Source organism: Noviluteimonas gilva, assembly GCF_009740395.1.
Lineage (GTDB): Bacteria > Pseudomonadota > Gammaproteobacteria > Xanthomonadales > Xanthomonadaceae > Noviluteimonas > Noviluteimonas gilva.
On the sequence record NZ_WOXT01000006.1, the window covers coordinates 1 to 14656 of the forward strand.

The 14656-nt window shown below is 66.3% G+C and carries 17 protein-coding genes and 1 tRNA gene; 14 read left to right on the forward strand and 4 right to left on the reverse strand.

Annotation, left to right across the window (positions count from 1 at the left end; translation table 11 throughout):
• Positions 1-112: 112 nt before the first annotated feature.
• Positions 113-203, reverse strand: a tRNA-OTHER gene (locus GN331_RS15520).
• Between the two features lie 64 nt (positions 204-267).
• Positions 268-795 (reverse strand): DUF6188 family protein, encoded by a 528-nt coding sequence (locus GN331_RS15525; RefSeq protein WP_197427187.1) that lies wholly within the window; start codon positions 793-795, stop codon positions 268-270.
• 1374 nt (positions 796-2169) lie between these two features.
• On the opposite strand from GN331_RS15525, the gene GN331_RS15530 reads away from it, so the two are divergent.
• A complete protein-coding gene (locus GN331_RS15530) occupies positions 2170-2430 on the forward strand; it encodes an XAC0095 family protein (RefSeq protein WP_156643216.1) in 261 nt (86 codons plus the stop codon).
• 570 nt (positions 2431-3000) lie between these two features.
• Here the strand turns inward: GN331_RS15530 and murA are convergent.
• Both murA and GN331_RS15540 read right to left on the reverse strand, forming a co-directional pair.
• A complete protein-coding gene (gene murA, locus GN331_RS15535) occupies positions 3001-4278 on the reverse strand; it encodes a UDP-N-acetylglucosamine 1-carboxyvinyltransferase (RefSeq protein ID WP_156643217.1) in 1278 nt (425 codons plus the stop codon).
• A 1-nt stretch (position 4279) separates the two neighbouring features.
• The gene (locus tag GN331_RS15540) at positions 4280-4513 is read right to left on the reverse strand and encodes a BolA family protein (RefSeq protein WP_156643218.1); all 234 of its coding nucleotides are present in this window, start codon (positions 4511-4513) and stop codon (positions 4280-4282) included.
• Positions 4514-4596: 83 nt separating this feature from the next.
• On the opposite strand from GN331_RS15540, the gene GN331_RS15545 reads away from it, so the two are divergent.
• The 13 genes from GN331_RS15545 (at position 4597) to ptsP (ending at position 14632) form a co-directional block, all read left to right on the forward strand.
• The gene (locus GN331_RS15545; RefSeq protein ID WP_156643219.1) at positions 4597-5604 is read left to right on the forward strand and encodes a KpsF/GutQ family sugar-phosphate isomerase; all 1008 of its coding nucleotides are present in this window, start codon (positions 4597-4599) and stop codon (positions 5602-5604) included.
• Position 5605: 1 nt separating this feature from the next.
• Entirely contained in the window at positions 5606-6184 is a 579-nt protein-coding gene (locus GN331_RS15550) for a KdsC family phosphatase (protein ID WP_156643220.1), read from the forward strand.
• Positions 6181-6777 carry an LPS export ABC transporter periplasmic protein LptC gene (gene lptC / locus GN331_RS15555; protein WP_156643221.1) on the forward strand — a complete coding sequence of 199 codons (597 nt, stop codon included), beginning with the start codon at positions 6181-6183 and terminating at the stop codon, positions 6775-6777. Before GN331_RS15550 ends, lptC begins: the two co-directional genes overlap by 4 nt.
• Positions 6746-7273, forward strand: coding sequence for a lipopolysaccharide transport periplasmic protein LptA (lptA, locus tag GN331_RS15560; protein WP_156643222.1), 528 nt, complete (start codon positions 6746-6748; stop codon positions 7271-7273). Before lptC ends, lptA begins: the two co-directional genes overlap by 32 nt.
• Entirely contained in the window at positions 7273-7992 is a 720-nt protein-coding gene (gene lptB / locus GN331_RS15565) for an LPS export ABC transporter ATP-binding protein (RefSeq protein ID WP_156643223.1), read from the forward strand. The genes lptA and lptB overlap by 1 nt, the downstream gene beginning before the upstream one ends.
• 48 nt (positions 7993-8040) lie before the next feature.
• A complete protein-coding gene (locus GN331_RS15570) occupies positions 8041-9450 on the forward strand; it encodes an RNA polymerase factor sigma-54 (protein ID WP_156643224.1) in 1410 nt (469 codons plus the stop codon).
• An 82-nt stretch (positions 9451-9532) separates the two neighbouring features.
• Positions 9533-9850, forward strand: a complete 318-nt coding sequence (gene hpf, locus GN331_RS15575; RefSeq protein ID WP_156643225.1) for a ribosome hibernation-promoting factor, HPF/YfiA family — start codon at positions 9533-9535, stop codon at positions 9848-9850.
• Positions 9851-9860: 10 nt separating this feature from the next.
• Positions 9861-10340, forward strand: a complete 480-nt coding sequence (locus tag GN331_RS15580; protein ID WP_156643226.1) for a PTS sugar transporter subunit IIA — start codon at positions 9861-9863, stop codon at positions 10338-10340.
• Complete coding sequence (gene hprK / locus GN331_RS15585; RefSeq protein ID WP_156643227.1) at positions 10337-11284, forward strand: HPr(Ser) kinase/phosphatase; 948 nt, start codon at positions 10337-10339, stop codon at positions 11282-11284. Before GN331_RS15580 ends, hprK begins: the two co-directional genes overlap by 4 nt.
• A 60-nt stretch (positions 11285-11344) precedes the next feature.
• Complete coding sequence (rapZ, locus tag GN331_RS15590; protein WP_156643373.1) at positions 11345-12190, forward strand: RNase adapter RapZ; 846 nt, start codon at positions 11345-11347, stop codon at positions 12188-12190.
• A 19-nt stretch (positions 12191-12209) separates the two neighbouring features.
• Positions 12210-12602 carry a PTS sugar transporter subunit IIA gene (locus GN331_RS15595; protein WP_156643228.1) on the forward strand — a complete coding sequence of 131 codons (393 nt, stop codon included), beginning with the start codon at positions 12210-12212 and terminating at the stop codon, positions 12600-12602.
• A gap of 21 nt (positions 12603-12623) precedes the next feature.
• The gene (locus GN331_RS15600; protein ID WP_156643229.1) at positions 12624-12893 is read left to right on the forward strand and encodes an HPr family phosphocarrier protein; all 270 of its coding nucleotides are present in this window, start codon (positions 12624-12626) and stop codon (positions 12891-12893) included.
• A complete protein-coding gene (gene ptsP / locus GN331_RS15605) occupies positions 12893-14632 on the forward strand; it encodes a phosphoenolpyruvate--protein phosphotransferase (RefSeq protein ID WP_156643230.1) in 1740 nt (579 codons plus the stop codon). Before GN331_RS15600 ends, ptsP begins: the two co-directional genes overlap by 1 nt.
• The last annotated feature ends 24 nt before the right edge of the window (positions 14633-14656 follow it).

Below are 14656 nucleotides of genomic sequence, written 5' to 3' on the forward strand. Positions count from 1 at the left end.
CGCCGCACAGGGGCGTTTTCCACCGGTGACAAAACGGGGGGGGGGGCGCTAATTGGCCCCCCCCCAACTCCATCGGCGCGGGTGTGTGCTTTTGGCCAGAAGCGGACATCGCTGGCGCCGACGGCAGGGATCGAACCTGCACCCAGCGGAGAAACCCCGTTGGGACTGCTGTGGCAGTACGTCTACCGTTCCGTCACGTCGGCGAAGATCAACGGGGCGAGACTACCAATTTCCGACTGACCGCTATCGGCCAGAAGCGGACATTCGCTACTGGTCCCAAACGACAACATTGCCGCCACCTTGACCGACCGCCAAGGTTCCCGTCGGCGCTTCCACTTGCCAAGCCTCGTAGCCGCTCGAATCGGCTATCACTTGAAGTGTGCAGGTACCAAACTGCAGCGAAAGGTCGGCCGTGCCCTTTGTGACTTGCACTTCAGTCAACGTGCGTCCGACCAGGTTTGTCGAAAGCTCCGTAATGGCGTGCACCGGCGCATTTCGCCAAAAAAGCTGGCCATTGTCGCGGCTGGTAAGCACGAGCGACTCCGCTAAAAGCAAACGCCATAGCGATTCGACTTGCACTCGATATCCATTGGACAGCATTACGACGCAAGGGAGGGCTTCCCATTGCTCGACGGCATCAACGCGTCCACCGATAAGAACCGACGCCCAGGATTCCATTTGCGGCCTCGTGAAGTAACGGCGAAGGGTATTCAGGCGGAGACCAGCTAACAAGTCGAGCGGATCCGGAGCGCAGGCACGTTGAATGTCCGCTTTGGGTCGAAAGCGGACGTCCATGCCGAATGACCGCCTTCGGCCAAGAGCGGACATGGGTATTGCCTACCAGCGTGGAACAGGCGGCTCCCCAGGCGAGATCAGAACATCTCGGGGGACAGGTTTTAGGGCCGGCTCTCTAGTCAAACCGTAGCCCCATTTGACAAGTAAGTCGTACTGGCCGTTGAAGTCAGCATCAACGAGCGCCCAATTACGATCGCAGCACACGAAGTCATGAAACTCGAAATCAACAGCTCCGTCATGATTGCGGTCGTAGTACGTAACGGCGCCCACTGCATCTGGGCTTGACGCATTATCCGGCGGTGCCGCCGGACCTTTGGTGGCGCAGCCAGTCAGGGTTGCCGCAACGCTGAGAGCGAACAAGCTACGCATGGAACTTGTCAACGTCATAGACGGAACTGGCGGGGGTGAAGCTGGAGACTAACGCCCCCTCTGCCGCATGTCCGCTTTGGGTCGAAAGCGGTCACCGGCAACCGATGGCAGCTTTCGACTAGAAGCGGACGGTTTCGCGAAACGCCATTCAAGCGCCAGGACGCGAACGCCTAACGCAGGCCTCTGAGGTCCTTTCGCAAGCCTCTGAGGTCCTAGCGCAAGCCACTGCGGTCCTAGCGCAATCCGCTGTGGTCCTGGCGCAAGTCGCTGTGGTCCTAGCGCAAGCCACTGTCCTCCTAGCGCAAGCCACCTTGGTCCTTGCGCAAGCCGCTGCGGTCCTAGCGCAAGCCGCTGCGGTCCTGGCGCAAGCCCCTGTGGTCTTAGCGCAAGCGTTCGACGTCCTATCGCAAGCGTACGCGGCCCTATCGCAAGCCTCCGCGGCCCTATCGCAAGCCTCCGGGGCCCTATCGCAAGCCTCCGGGGCCCTAACGCAAGCCTCCGGGGTCTCAACGCAAGCCACTGCGGTCTTATCGAATGACCTCCAACGCCTTCGGAAGCATCACGAACGCCTTAGCGAAGGTCTGAGAGGCATAAGCGAAGATCTCCCACGCCTTCGCGAAGCGTTCCAACACCTTCGCTCAGACTTGGCACTCCTTGGCGAAGGGCATCGCACGCCTTAGCGAAGGCTTCCGACCCCTCCGCGAAGACCTCCAACGCTTGTCGGAAGACCTTTCAAGCGCTTCGACAGAACGATCCGGCTTTGTCCTCGTTGCCGTCGCGTATGCGTACGACGCGGGACGGCGCAGGCTGTTCTCAGGAGCCTGAAACCTCCCTAATAACGGACTGCTCGTCGAAAGGCGAACCGACGCGACTTCTGCGTCGGGAGGGTGGCGAATAAAAGACCTCGCAAGGGGGAATAGCCACGGCCGTTGCCGTTAGCGGAATTTCACCTCCTGACACCTTCGCGCCATTCCGGCGCGAGGCAATGAATCGATGGAGGTTCCCATGCAAGATGCAGCACGCCCGCAGCTTCCGCCTGCGGTTTATGTCCTCCCGGAGAAATCGCACCTCGAACTTGTCGAGTTGCGCGAATACATGCGCGTGATGGGGCGCCTCGCGGAGCCGGGCACGACCGCCGCGAGCGGATTCGACAAGGCGCTGCGCTCGCACTCGTTCGTTTGGGTGTTCAAGCGCGTCGAACGCAGCATCGGCCGCGCCCTGAAAAAAGTGTATTGGTCCGCTGAACTCCAGGAGCGTGCGCGCTAAAAGGCCGGTCGCCGCGAAGGCGCCGAAGCCCGAGAGAGGACATCCAGGAGAACGCGCGACCGGAGCTCGGCTCCGAGATGTCCTCGACGGGCAAGGCGCCGCCCGTCTGGTGTGCTGGCTGTAGGCGCGCATCCATCAGCGCACAACGCACCCATTCAACAAGTGCTGTCGAGCAACCCAAAGCGTGGTGCGCAGCGGACGTCGCGTTGAAGGCCACATTGCGGAGCGTGAGCTCTTGCGGAGCAATGTGGCCTTCAATGCGGCGCGCCGATGCGCCGGTCTGGTGGCGGTGCACAAACAACAACGACGATGGTTCTGCGTACTGCACCTCGGATTTACCCCACCCAAAAAGAAACCCGCCGAATGGCGGGCTTCTTTTTGACCTCCCCTGGAGGGGAGGTGGAGCGGAGCAATGTGGCCTTCAATGCGGCGCGGCGATGCGCCTAGCTGGTGGCGGTGCACAAACAACAAAGACGATGGTTCTGCGTACTGCACCTCGGATTTACCCCACCCAAAAAGAAACCCGCCATGCGGCGGGTTTCTTTTTGACCTCCCCTGGAGGGGAGGTGGTCAGCCGACGCGTCGGATGCGCGCACCCAAGCCAGAGAGCTTCTCTTCGATGTTCTCGTACCCACGATCCAGGTGATAGATACGATCGATCACCGTCTCGCCATCCGCCACCAATCCCGCAAGAATCAGCGACGCAGACGCACGCAAATCCGTCGCCATCACCGGCGCGCCGCTCAACTTCTCGACACCGCGCACGATCGCCGTATGCCCCTCGACGCGAATGTCGGCACCGAGGCGCTGCAACTCCTGCACGTGCATGAACCGATTCTCGAAAATCGTTTCATTGATCACAGCCACCCCTTCAGCGATGCAATTCATCGCCATGAACTGCGCCTGCATGTCGGTCGGGAACGCAGGATGCGGATTGGTGGTGATGTTCACCGCCTTCGGCCGACGCCCCTGCATATCGAGCGTGATCCGATCCCCCTCGACCTCGATCGACGCCCCCGCCTGCATCAACTTCTCCAACACCGCGTCCAACGTCTCCGGACGCGTACGGCGCGCAGTGATCCGCCCACCAGTCATCGCACCCGCAACCAAGAACGTACCGGTCTCGATCCGATCCGCGACCACCGCGTGCTTCGCACCATGCAACCGCTCCACACCGTGCACCACGATGCGATTACTACCAGCGCCTTCAATCTGCGCACCCATCGCATTGAGGCAGTCCGCGAGATCAACGATCTCCGGCTCCATCGCCGCGTTCTCGATGACGCTCGTACCCTGCGCCAAACAAGCCGCCATCAGCACATTCTCGGTCGCGCCGACGCTGACCATGTCGAACACGATTCGCCCGCCCTTCAACCGATCCGCGCGCGCCTTGATGAAACCGTGATCGACCGTGATCTGCGCACCGAGCGCCTCCATCCCCTTGATGTGGAGATCGACGGGCCGCGAACCGATCGCGCACCCACCGGGCAACGACACCTCGGCCGCACCGTACTTGGCGAGCAACGGCCCCAACACGAGCACGGACGCGCGCATCGTCTTGACCAACTCGTACGGCGCGACATGACTGTTCACGCTGCGCGGATCGACCACGATCCCGCTCTCGCTGCCCTTGCCGATGGTCCCCTGGTCGACGGTGATCTCCGCGCCGAGCCCGGCCAACAACTTCGCCGTCGTCACCACATCGTGCAGATGCGGCACGTTGCTGATCTCGACAGGCTCATCGGCCAACAACGTCGCGCAAAGAATCGGCAACACCGCATTCTTCGCACCGGAAATCTGCACGTCACCGTTGAGCGGCGCGCCGCCCTCGATCTGGATCTTCTGCATGTCAGGCGTTCGCCTCTTCGGGCGTGAGCGTCTTGAGGGCCAGCGCGTGGATCTCGCCGCCCATGCGATCGCCGAGCGTGGCGTACACCATGCGATGGCGGGCGAGCGGCAACTTGCCGCGGAAATCTTCGGACACGACGGTGGCTTCGAAATGCACGCCATCCTCCCCTTGCACCTGCGCCTTCGCGCCCGGCAGGCCTTGCTCGATCAGCTGGCGGATGATGTCGGCATTCATTGCGGGGCGGTCCTGTAAACTGCGTCCTTCAGTTTAGCGGAACGCCACCCCGGTCTTCCGCCTGCCCCGGAGCATCCGCATCCATGGCGACTCCCATCCAGGCCGCCGCCCCCCAGGACGCCGACTTCGACTTTGCCGCCAGCGGCCGCCGCGTCATCGCCATCGAGGTCCAGGGCCTCGAAGCGGTCGCGGCCCGGCTCGACGGTGCCTTCACCGCGGCCTGCAGGGCGATCCTCGCCTGCCGCGGCCGCGTGGTGTGCACGGGCATGGGCAAGTCGGGGCATGTCGCGCGCAAGATCGCCGCGACCCTCGCCTCCACCGGCACGCCGAGCTTCTTCGTGCATCCGGGTGAAGCCGCGCACGGCGACCTCGGCATGATCACCGACGCCGACATCGTGCTCGCGCTCTCCTACTCCGGTGAAAGCGACGAGCTGCTCACCGTGCTGCCGGGGCTCAAGCGCCAGAACAACCTGCTCATCGCGATGACCGGCCGCCCCGGTTCGTCGCTCGCGCGCGAAGCCGACGTGCACCTGGATGCCAGCGTGCCCGCCGAAGCCTGCCCGCTCGCGCTCGCGCCCACCGCCAGCACCACCGCCGCGCTCGCGCTCGGCGATGCGCTCGCGGTCGCGCTGCTCGAAGCGCGTGGCTTCACTGCCGAAGACTTCGCACGCTCGCATCCGGCCGGCGCGTTGGGCCGTCGCCTGTTGCTGCACATCCGCGACGTCATGCACGCCGGCGACGACGTGCCGCGCGTGCGCGAAACCGCGACGCTCAGCGAAACGCTCGTCGAGATGAGCCGCAAGCGCCTGGGCATGAGCGCGGTGGTCGATGCCGAAGGCCACCTGCTCGGCCTCTACACCGACGGCGATTTGCGCCGCACGCTCGACGATGCGCGCATCGACCTGCGTTCGACGCCGATCGCGTCGGTGATGACGCGTTCGCCGAAAGTCATCGGCGCCGACGCGCTCGCCGTCGAAGCCGCGCAATTGATGGAAGAACACAAGATCAACGCCCTGCTCGTCGTGGACGCAGAGCGTCGCGTCGTCGGCGCGCTGAACATCCACGATCTCCTCCGCGCCCGGGTCGTCTGACATGAACTATTCGCACCTGAACGACTTCCCCGCCGACATCCGCGAACGCGCGCAGCGCATTCGCCTGGCCTGCTTCGACGTCGACGGCACGCTCACCGACGGCCGGCTCATCATCGACAGCGCGGGCAACGAATCCAAGGCGTTCCATGTGTTCGACGGGCTCGGGTTGAAGTTGATCCAGCACAAGGGCATCAAGGTGGCCTTCGTGACGGCGCGCGCGAGCGCGGCGGCGGAGAAGCGCGCGGCGGAACTGGGCGTGGAGTCGCACACCGGCGTGAGCGACAAGCTCGCGTGCGTGGAAGGCATCGCCAAGCGCATGGGGCTCACGCTCGACCAGGTGTGCTTCATGGGCGACGACCTCGCGGACCTGCGCGTGATGTTGCAGGTCGGCCTGTCGGTCGCGCCGGCGCAGGCGCATGCGTGGACGCGCGATCGCGTGCACTGGCGCACGCACGCGCGCGGTGGCGAAGGCGCGGCGCGTGAAGTCTGCGACCTGCTGCTCGCCGCGCAGGGTTACGCCGAAGATTTGCTGGCCGACATCTCGGTGGTCACGGGCGTGCGCGTCGAGAAGTCTTCGTGAGCAGACGCGGCTGGCTGCTGATGGTGTTGTTCGTCGTCGCGGTGGCGATGGGCATCTCGGTGTGGAAGCACCGTCCGAAGGATCGCGGCGGCAGCGCCGACAACGGGCGCTCGGATTACGTGCTGACCGACTTCGAGGCCATCGTGCTCGACAAGCAGGGCCGGGAGTCCTTCACGCTGCAGGCGCCGAAGCTCACGCGCAGCCCGGGCGACCAGACGATGACGATCCAGACACCCGTCTTCTTCATCCCCGTCGCGCCCGCCGAAGGCCAGGTCCCCACGCGTGAAGCCGGCTGGGAAGTGCGTTCGAACACCGGTTGGGTGAGCGCGGACGGCGACGAACTGCGGCTGATCGGCGCGGTCGATGCGCGGACCGCCAGCGGCGCCGAGCGCCGCGTGACGATCAACACCGACCGCATGAACGTTTTTCCGCTGACCAACCGGGCCACCGCTCCGGGGACGGTCACGGTCGTCCAGCCCGGCTCTATACTGCGGGGTCAAGGCATGGATGCGCGGCTCGACACCAAGCGCGTCCGATTCTCGTCGAACGTAAAGGCCCGTTATGTCCCGTCGTCGTCTGTCCCGTCGCCCTGATTTGCTGCGCTGGTTCGCGCTGTCGCTGCTGGGCGTCGCCGCCCTCGCCGGCGCGCGCACGTCGGACCGCAGCCAGCCGATGAACGTCGAGGCCGACGGCAGCGACTGTTCGATCAGCGACACCGGCCAGTGCGTGCTCACCGGCAACGTGCACATCACGCAGGGCACGATGGTCATCCAGGCGGGCCGCGCGGTGGTGCATCGCGCCAACGGCGACATCCGCCGCGTCCAGTTCACGGGCAGCCCGGTGAATCTCACGCAGGAACTCGACGACGGCTCGACGATCAAGGCGCGCGCGCAGAACGTCGACTACGACATGGCCACCGACACCGTCGTCTTCACCGGCGATGCGCTGATCGACCAGCCGGGCCGCGGCAACATTTCCGGTGGGCGCATTGCGTACAACATGCGCTCGGGCCAGGTGCAGGGCACCGGCGAAGGCGACAAGGGCCGCGTGCGCATGCAGTTCCAGCCCAAGCAGCAGGGAAGTCGCTGATGCTGGTCGCGCAAGGGCTGCGCAAGTCGTATCGCACGCGCGCCGTCGTCCGTGATTTCGGCCTGACGCTCGACGCGGGCGAAGTCGTCGGCCTGCTCGGCCCCAACGGCGCGGGCAAGACCACCTGTTTCTACATGATCGTGGGCCTGGTCCCGGCCGACGCCGGGCAGATCGTGCTCGATGGGCGCGATATCACCGGCGATCCGATGTACACGCGCGCACGCCTGGGCGTGGGTTACCTGCCGCAGGAACCCTCGGTGTTCCGGAAACTGTCGGTCGCCGACAACATCCGCCTGGTGCTCGAACTGCGCGAAGACCTCGACGACAACGGGCGCGAGCGCGAGCTCGAGTCGCTGATGGACGAACTCCAGATCGGCCACGTCGCCGGCCAGATGGGCGCCAGCCTCTCCGGTGGCGAGCGCCGCCGCGTCGAAATCGCCCGCGCGCTGGCCGCCAAGCCGCGCCTGATGTTGCTCGACGAACCCTTCGCCGGCGTCGACCCGATCTCCGTCGGCGAGATCCAGCGCATCGTTCGCCACCTGAAATCGCGCGGGATCGGGGTGCTCATCACGGATCACAACGTGCGCGAGACCCTTGGCATCTGCGACCGCGCGTATATTCTCAACGAAGGCAGCGTGCTCGCGCAGGGGGCGCCGGACGCGCTGCTGGCGAACCCCGACGTCCGCCGCGTGTACCTGGGCGAAGCTTTCCGCCTGTAGGTCCGTCGCGTCCGGCCGTCGGTTCCCACCGGCACCGTTGGACTCGACATGAAGCCCCGCCTCCAGACATCGCTGGGACAACATTTGGTCATGACGCCGCAGTTGCGTCAGGCCATTCGTTTGTTACAGCTGTCGACCGCGGAACTGGAGATCGAGATCGCCAGCGCGGTGGAGAGCAACCCGCTGCTGGACTGGGAAGAAGCCGCGCCGCAGGAGCCCCTGCCGGGCGACAACGCGAACGGCAACGGCGCCGACCACGACGACGCACCGCCCGCCGACGCCTCGCCGTGGGACGGCGACGAGCCTTGGTACGAGCGCATCGGCCCGGCGGACAGCGACGACGAACCGCTCGCCGAACAGGTCGCCGAATCCGAAACCCTGCACGACCACCTGTTGTGGCAGTTGCACCTGAGTCACCTCTCGCCGCGCGATCGCACGATCGGCGTGGCGGTGATCGAAGGGATCGACGACGACGGCTACCTGCGCGAAACGATCGAAGCCATCGCCGAAAGCCTGCTGCCCGCGATCAACGCGCAACACAACGAAATCCTGACGGTGCTGCACCAGGTGCAGCGCTTCGATCCGCCGGGCGTCGGCGCGCGTTCGCTCAACGAATGCCTGCAGCTGCAACTCGCGTTGCTGCCCGACGATACGCCCGGGCGCGAACTCGCGAAGAAGATGGCCGACGGCCCGCTGGAACGCCTGCCGCGCATTGGCCTGGCGGGCCTTGCGAACGAACTGCATCGCCCGCTCGCGGAAATCGAAGAAGCCGTGCACGTGCTGCGTTCGCTCGACCCGCGCCCCGGCGCGCAGATGGGCGGCTTGTCGGCCGATACCTACGTGACGCCCGATTGCGTGGTGTGGCGCCAGCAAGGCCAATGGCGCGTGGCGCTGGCCTCCGGCGCGCGGCCGCGCATCTCCATCCATCGCGGCTACGAACGCATGATCCGTTCGGCGAGCGAAACCGACGCGGTCTATCTGCGCGGTCGCCTGCAGGAAGCGCGCTGGTTGCTCAAGTCGCTCGAAGCGCGCGGCGACACGCTGCTCAAGGTGATGCGCTGCCTGTTGCGCCAGCAATCGGCGTTCCTGGAATTCGGCGACCAGGCGCTGCGGCCGCTCACGCTGCGCGAAGTCGCCGGCGAAGTGGGCCTGCACGAATCGACGATCTCCCGCGCGATCGCGCGCAAGTTCGTGCGCACGCCGCGCGGCACGATCCCCCTGCGCGCCTTCTTCGCCTCCGGCATCGACACCGGCAGTGGCGGCGAGGCCTCCAGCACGGCCATCCAGGCGATGATCCGCCGGCTGGTCGAGGCCGAGGACCCGCGCAAACCGCTCTCCGACGCCCGCCTGGCCGAGAGCCTGAAGGCCACCGGCGTGCCCGTGGCGCGCCGGACGGTCGCCAAGTACCGTGAAGCCATGAGCATTCCCTCGTCGCAGGACCGCCTGCGAATCGGTTGAATCCCGGCCCGGCGGCCGCCTACTTCCCCTCACGGCCGCCGGGCGTATCCTGTCTTTCCGAAGTGAGCAAAGGAGGTCCGCGATGCGCATCGACACCTACGGCCAGCAGCTCGAAGTCACGCCTGCCCTGCGCGACTACGTGGAATCCAAGCTCTCACGACTTTCCCGACACTTCGACCAGCCGATCGATGTCCGCACGCAACTCAGCCTGGAGCGCACCGACCATTGCGCCGAGGCGAACGTGAATATCGCCGGTCGCACGCTGCACGCCGATGCGACCGCACAGAACATGTACGCCGCGATCGACCTGCTTGCCGACAAGCTCGATCGCCTTCTCATGAAGCACAAGGAGAAGATCATCGATTCCCACCGCGGCGGGGACGCCGCGCGTCTCGGCTGACCCGCAAACGATGCCGTTCCAGTCGCTGCTCGCCGCCGAACGCGTCGTCCTGCTCGATCAGGCAGGGGACCGCGACGGCGTGCTCGACGCTGCGGCAAGTTTGCTTTCCGACGCATCGCCTGCGGGTACGCAGGCGATCGCCGAGAGCCTGCGCAAGCGCGAACGCCTGGGCAGCACGGCGATCGGGCACGGCATCGCCATTCCGCACGGCCGCACCAACGCCTTCGACCACGCACGCGCCGCGTTCCTGCGCTTGCGCGAGCCGATCGATTTCGGCGCCAGCGACGGTGAGCACGTCGACCTCGTGTTCGCCATGGCCGTGCCGGAACATTTCACGCAGGAACACCTGCAGTTGCTCGCGCAGATCGCCGAGCAATTCGCCGACGCCGGTTTCCGCGATGCCCTGCGCACCGCGCCCGACGTCACGGCGCTGCGCAGGGTGTTGCTGGTCCCGGCGTTCGCGCTCGACGAAGCGGTACGCACTCCATGACGCAGCGGATCGCGGCGCAGGAATTGTTCGACCTGCACCAGCAACGACTGGGCTTGCGATGGGTCGCCGGCCAGTCCGGTGCGATGCGCGTGCTCGAATCGGTCGAGACCGTCGCACGCCGTCCTTCGCTGGCCGGTTATCTCAACATCATCTATCCCAACAAGGTGCAGATCCTCGGGACCGAGGAACTGCAGTGGCTCGACGGGCTGGATTCGCGCGCGCGCTGGGAAGTGATCGAACGCATCATGCAGGCGCGCCCGCTCGCGCTGGTGATCAGCAAGGAACAACGCGTTCCCGAAGACCTGCGCGAAGCGGCGGAGGAATCCGAAACACCGCTGTGGCTCTCGCCGCGCCGCGGACACGAATTGCTCAACCATCTGCAATACCACCTGGCGCGCACGCTCGCGCCGCGCGTGACCTTGCACGGTGTGTTCATGGAGATCTATTCGATCGGCGTGCTGATCACCGGCGAGTCGGGATCCGGTAAGAGCGAGCTCGCGCTGGAACTGGTGACGCGCGGCCATCGCCTCGTCGCCGACGATGCGCCGGAGTTCACGCAGATCGCACCCGACGTGCTCGACGGCACGTGCCCGGAGTTGTTGCAGGACCTGCTGGAAGTGCGCGGCCTGGGCGTGCTCAACGTGCGCCAGATGTTCGGCGACACCGCGGTGAAGAAGAACAAGTACCTGCGCCTGATCGTGCACCTGACCAAGCCGCACCTGGAACCGCAGGCCGCGGGCATGGAACGCATCACCGGGGATCTGAGCGTGCGCCGCCTGCTCGATCTCGACGTGCCGCAGATCACCCTGCCCGTCATGCCCGGCCGCAACCTGGCGGTGCTGACCGAAGCCGCCGCGCGCGGGCACATCCTGCGCGCGAAGGGCGTCGATCCCGCGGCCGCCTTCATGGCGCGCCATTCCCATTTCCTCGAACGGTCCAGCTGACGAGTGAGTACGCCGCCTCCCGTTCCACCCGCCCCGCCCGCGCAGCCGGTGCCGAGTTTGATGATCGTCAGCGGCATGTCCGGTTCGGGCAAGTCGGTCGCGCTCAACACGCTCGAAGACCTCGGGTTCTATTGCGTCGACAACCTGCCCGCGGACCTGCTGCCGGAATTCGTGCGGCGCGTGATGCGCGGCGAAGACCGTCCGGAAAAACTCGCCGTCGGTCTCGACGTGCGCAGCGGTGGCGACCTGGGCGTGATTCCCGATGTGTTGTCGGAAGTCGGCGGGCTCGGGCTCGATCCCAAGCTGCTGTTCTTCGACGCCGAAGACGACGTCCTGCTGCGCCGCTACGCCGACACGCGCCGCCGCCATCCGCTCAGCCATCTCGGCCTGGCGCTGGCCGATGCGATCGCGCTGGAACGCCAGGCGCTCAAGCCGCTGCGCCAGATCGCCGATGTCGTGCTCGACACCAGCGCGCTCAACGTCCACAAGCTGCGGCGCCTGGTGATCACCGAGTTCGGCCTGGGCGAAGCGTCGACCCTGTCGCTGCTGTTCGAATCCTTCGCCTATCGCCGCGGCGTGCCGCCGGATGCGGACTTCGTGTTCGATGCGCGCTGCCTGCCCAACCCGCATTGGGACGCACGCCTGCGCCCGCTGTCGGGTCGCGACAAGGACGTCAGCGATTACCTGGAGGCGCAGCCGGACGTCGTGCAATTCGCCGGCGAGATCGCGCAATTCCTCGATACCTGGCTGCCGCGCCTGCAATCGGACACGCGCAGCTACGTGACGGTCGCCTTCGGCTGCACGGGTGGGCGCCATCGGTCGGTCTACCTGGCCGAGCGCTTGGCGCGGCACGCCCGCGAGCGTGGTTGGGCCGAAGTTGCGGTGCACCATCGCGAGCTGGACTGACTTGCACTAACCTGCCGCCATGACCGTCGGCGTCCTGCTCATCACCCACGAAGGCATCGGCAGCGCCATGCTGTCGGTGGCCACGCGCCTATTGCGCCAGTTGCCGCTGAAGACCGAAGCGTTCGAAGTGCCCTTCGACGCCGACCCGGACGCGCTGCTGCCCCTGGCCAGCGCCGCGCTGCGGCGCGTCGATGGTGGCCAGGGCGTGCTGGTGCTGACCGACCTGTACGGCGCCACGCCCAGCAACCTCGCCGCGAAGCTTGCGCGCATCGGCACGCCGGTCAAGCGCGTGTCGGCGCTGAGCCTGCCGATGCTGCTGCGCGTGATGAATTACGCAGAAATGGATCTCGAAGAGATTCCGAACGTCGCCGGCGCGGGCGCGCGCAACGGCGTGATCCATGATGACGCCTGAGCCGATGCAACAGGGAACCGCATGATCGAGCGCGAGCTCTTGGTGGCCAACAAGCTGGGCCTGCACGCGCGGGCCACGGCCAAGCTCGTGCAATTGCTGTCGGGCTATCGCTGCGGCGCGACGATCGCGGCGAAAGGCCGCGAAGTGAACGCCAAGAGCATCATGGGCGTGATGTTGCTCGCCGCCGGCCAGGGCACGCCCGTCGTGCTGCGCGTGGATGGCGACGACGAAGCCGAAGCCGCCGCCGCCGTCTCGGACCTGTTCGAGCGCCTCTTCGACGAGGGCGGCTGATGCGGCAGGTCCTGCCCGGTCACGGCGCATCGCGCGGCAGCGCGCTCGGCCGTGCACGGGTGCGCCTGCCCCACGTTCTCGACGTTCGCGAAGAACACATCGAAGCCGATGCGGTCGAGGCCGAACTCGAACGCCTGCACGGCGCGATCGACATCGTGCGCGGCGAAATGCGCGTGCTGCGCCAGCGCCTGCATGGCGCGCTCGCGCAGGAAGTCGGCGAATTCCTCGATCTGCACGCGCTGCTGCTCGACGACCCGGAATTGCTGCAGGGCCTGGATGACCTGATCCGCACGGGCCGCTACAGCGCCGATTACGCGCTGCGCCTGCAACGCGACCGCATCGCGAACGTCTTCACCACGATGGACGACGCGTACCTGCGCAGCCGCATCGACGACATCGACCAGGTCATCGGGCGCATCCACGTCGCGTTGCATCGGCGCGAAATTCCCGTCGAAGGCCTTGCCGGCGACATCCTGGTCACCGACAACATCGCGCCGGCCGAACTCGCGCAGTTGCAAGCGCAGGGCGTGATGGCGGTGGTGACCGCGGGCGGCAGCGCGTTGTCGCACAGCGCGATTCTTGCGCGCAGCCTGCATCTTCCGTTGGTCGTCGGCGCCGCGCAGGCGCTGTTGCGGGTGAACGACGGCGACGTGCTCGCGGTCGACGGCACGAGCGGACTCGTCGTTCTCGAACCCAACGCCGAAGACCTGCGCGGCCATCGCTCGCGCATGCGCGACCAGGTGCGCGAACGCCGCCAGCTCAATCGCCTGCGCCGCGAACCCACGCGCACGATCGATGGCGTCGACATCAAGCTGTGGGCGAATGCCGAATCGCGCGCGGACGTCGCCGAAGCGCATGCGCTCGGCGCCGCGGGCGTGGGCCTGTATCGCACCGAATTCCTGTTCCTGCAGCGCATGGAGCTGCCCGACGAGGAAGAACAATTCCGCGCCTATCGCGATGTCGTGCTCGGCATGACGGGCCGCACGGTCACCATCCGCACGCTCGACCTCGGCGCCGACAAGGCCGATCGCAGCGGCCTGGTGCTCGAAGGCGAACCCAATCCCGCGCTCGGCCTGCGTGGCGTGCGGCTGTCGCTCGCGCGCGAAGAATTGTTCCGCACGCAGATGCGCGCGATCGTCCGCGCCTCGGGCTACGGCCCGGTGCGCGTGCTCGTGCCGATGATCAGCAGCCGCGAGGAGATCGTTTCCGTTCGCCGCCTGCTGAAGAAGGTGCTGGCCGAAGTGCGGCGCGAAGGCCACGAAGTCGCCGACGTGATCCCGCTCGGCGCGATGATCGAAGTGCCCGCCGCGGCGATCGCCCTGCCCGGCTTCGTGGGCGCGGTGGATTTCCTTTCGATCGGCACCAACGACCTCATCCAGTACCTGCTCGCCGCCGATCGCAACAACGAGGCGCTGGGCGAGATCTACACGCCGCTGCATCCGGCGCTGATCCGGCTGCTGCACCAGATCATCCGCATCGCCCACAAGCGCGGGAAGCCGGTGGCCGTGTGCGGCGAGATGGCGGGCGATGCGACGTTCGCGCCCCTGCTGCTGGCCCTGGGCCTCGGGGAATTCAGCCTGCACCCCAATACGCTGCTCGAACTGCGCCGAGCGATCCGCAATTGCGACCTGGGTGCGTTGCGGGCGCACGCCCCCGCGCTGCTGCGCGCACGGGACCGCCGGAGCATCGAGGACTGGCTGGAAGACAACCGATTCGCGAAATCCATTCAACAGGGGTAGGCGCCTTCATCCCGCGCAGGCCAT

Bases quoted from the DNA above. Each gene is read 5' to 3' on its own strand.
- ptsP (WP_156643230.1), top strand. From the start codon at position 12,893: ATGCGGCAGGTCCTGCCCGGTCACGGCGCATCGCGCGGCAGCGCGCTC.
- GN331_RS15525 (WP_197427187.1), bottom strand. From the start codon at position 795: ATGGACGTCCGCTTTCGACCCAAAGCGGACATTCAACGTGCCTGCGCT.
- GN331_RS15530 (WP_156643216.1), top strand. From the start codon at position 2,170: ATGCAAGATGCAGCACGCCCGCAGCTTCCGCCTGCGGTTTATGTCCTC.
- GN331_RS15595 (WP_156643228.1), top strand. From the start codon at position 12,210: ATGACCGTCGGCGTCCTGCTCATCACCCACGAAGGCATCGGCAGCGCC.
- hprK (WP_156643227.1), top strand. From the start codon at position 10,337: ATGACGCAGCGGATCGCGGCGCAGGAATTGTTCGACCTGCACCAGCAA.
- GN331_RS15600 (WP_156643229.1), top strand. From the start codon at position 12,624: ATGATCGAGCGCGAGCTCTTGGTGGCCAACAAGCTGGGCCTGCACGCG.
- GN331_RS15550 (WP_156643220.1), top strand. From the start codon at position 5,606: ATGAACTATTCGCACCTGAACGACTTCCCCGCCGACATCCGCGAACGC.
- murA (WP_156643217.1), bottom strand. From the start codon at position 4,278: ATGCAGAAGATCCAGATCGAGGGCGGCGCGCCGCTCAACGGTGACGTG.
- hpf (WP_156643225.1), top strand. From the start codon at position 9,533: ATGCGCATCGACACCTACGGCCAGCAGCTCGAAGTCACGCCTGCCCTG.
- lptB (WP_156643223.1), top strand. From the start codon at position 7,273: ATGCTGGTCGCGCAAGGGCTGCGCAAGTCGTATCGCACGCGCGCCGTC.
- GN331_RS15540 (WP_156643218.1), bottom strand. From the start codon at position 4,513: ATGAATGCCGACATCATCCGCCAGCTGATCGAGCAAGGCCTGCCGGGC.
- GN331_RS15580 (WP_156643226.1), top strand. From the start codon at position 9,861: ATGCCGTTCCAGTCGCTGCTCGCCGCCGAACGCGTCGTCCTGCTCGAT.
- rapZ (WP_156643373.1), top strand. From the start codon at position 11,345: ATGATCGTCAGCGGCATGTCCGGTTCGGGCAAGTCGGTCGCGCTCAAC.
- lptA (WP_156643222.1), top strand. From the start codon at position 6,746: ATGTCCCGTCGTCGTCTGTCCCGTCGCCCTGATTTGCTGCGCTGGTTC.
- GN331_RS15570 (WP_156643224.1), top strand. From the start codon at position 8,041: ATGAAGCCCCGCCTCCAGACATCGCTGGGACAACATTTGGTCATGACG.
- GN331_RS15545 (WP_156643219.1), top strand. From the start codon at position 4,597: ATGGCGACTCCCATCCAGGCCGCCGCCCCCCAGGACGCCGACTTCGAC.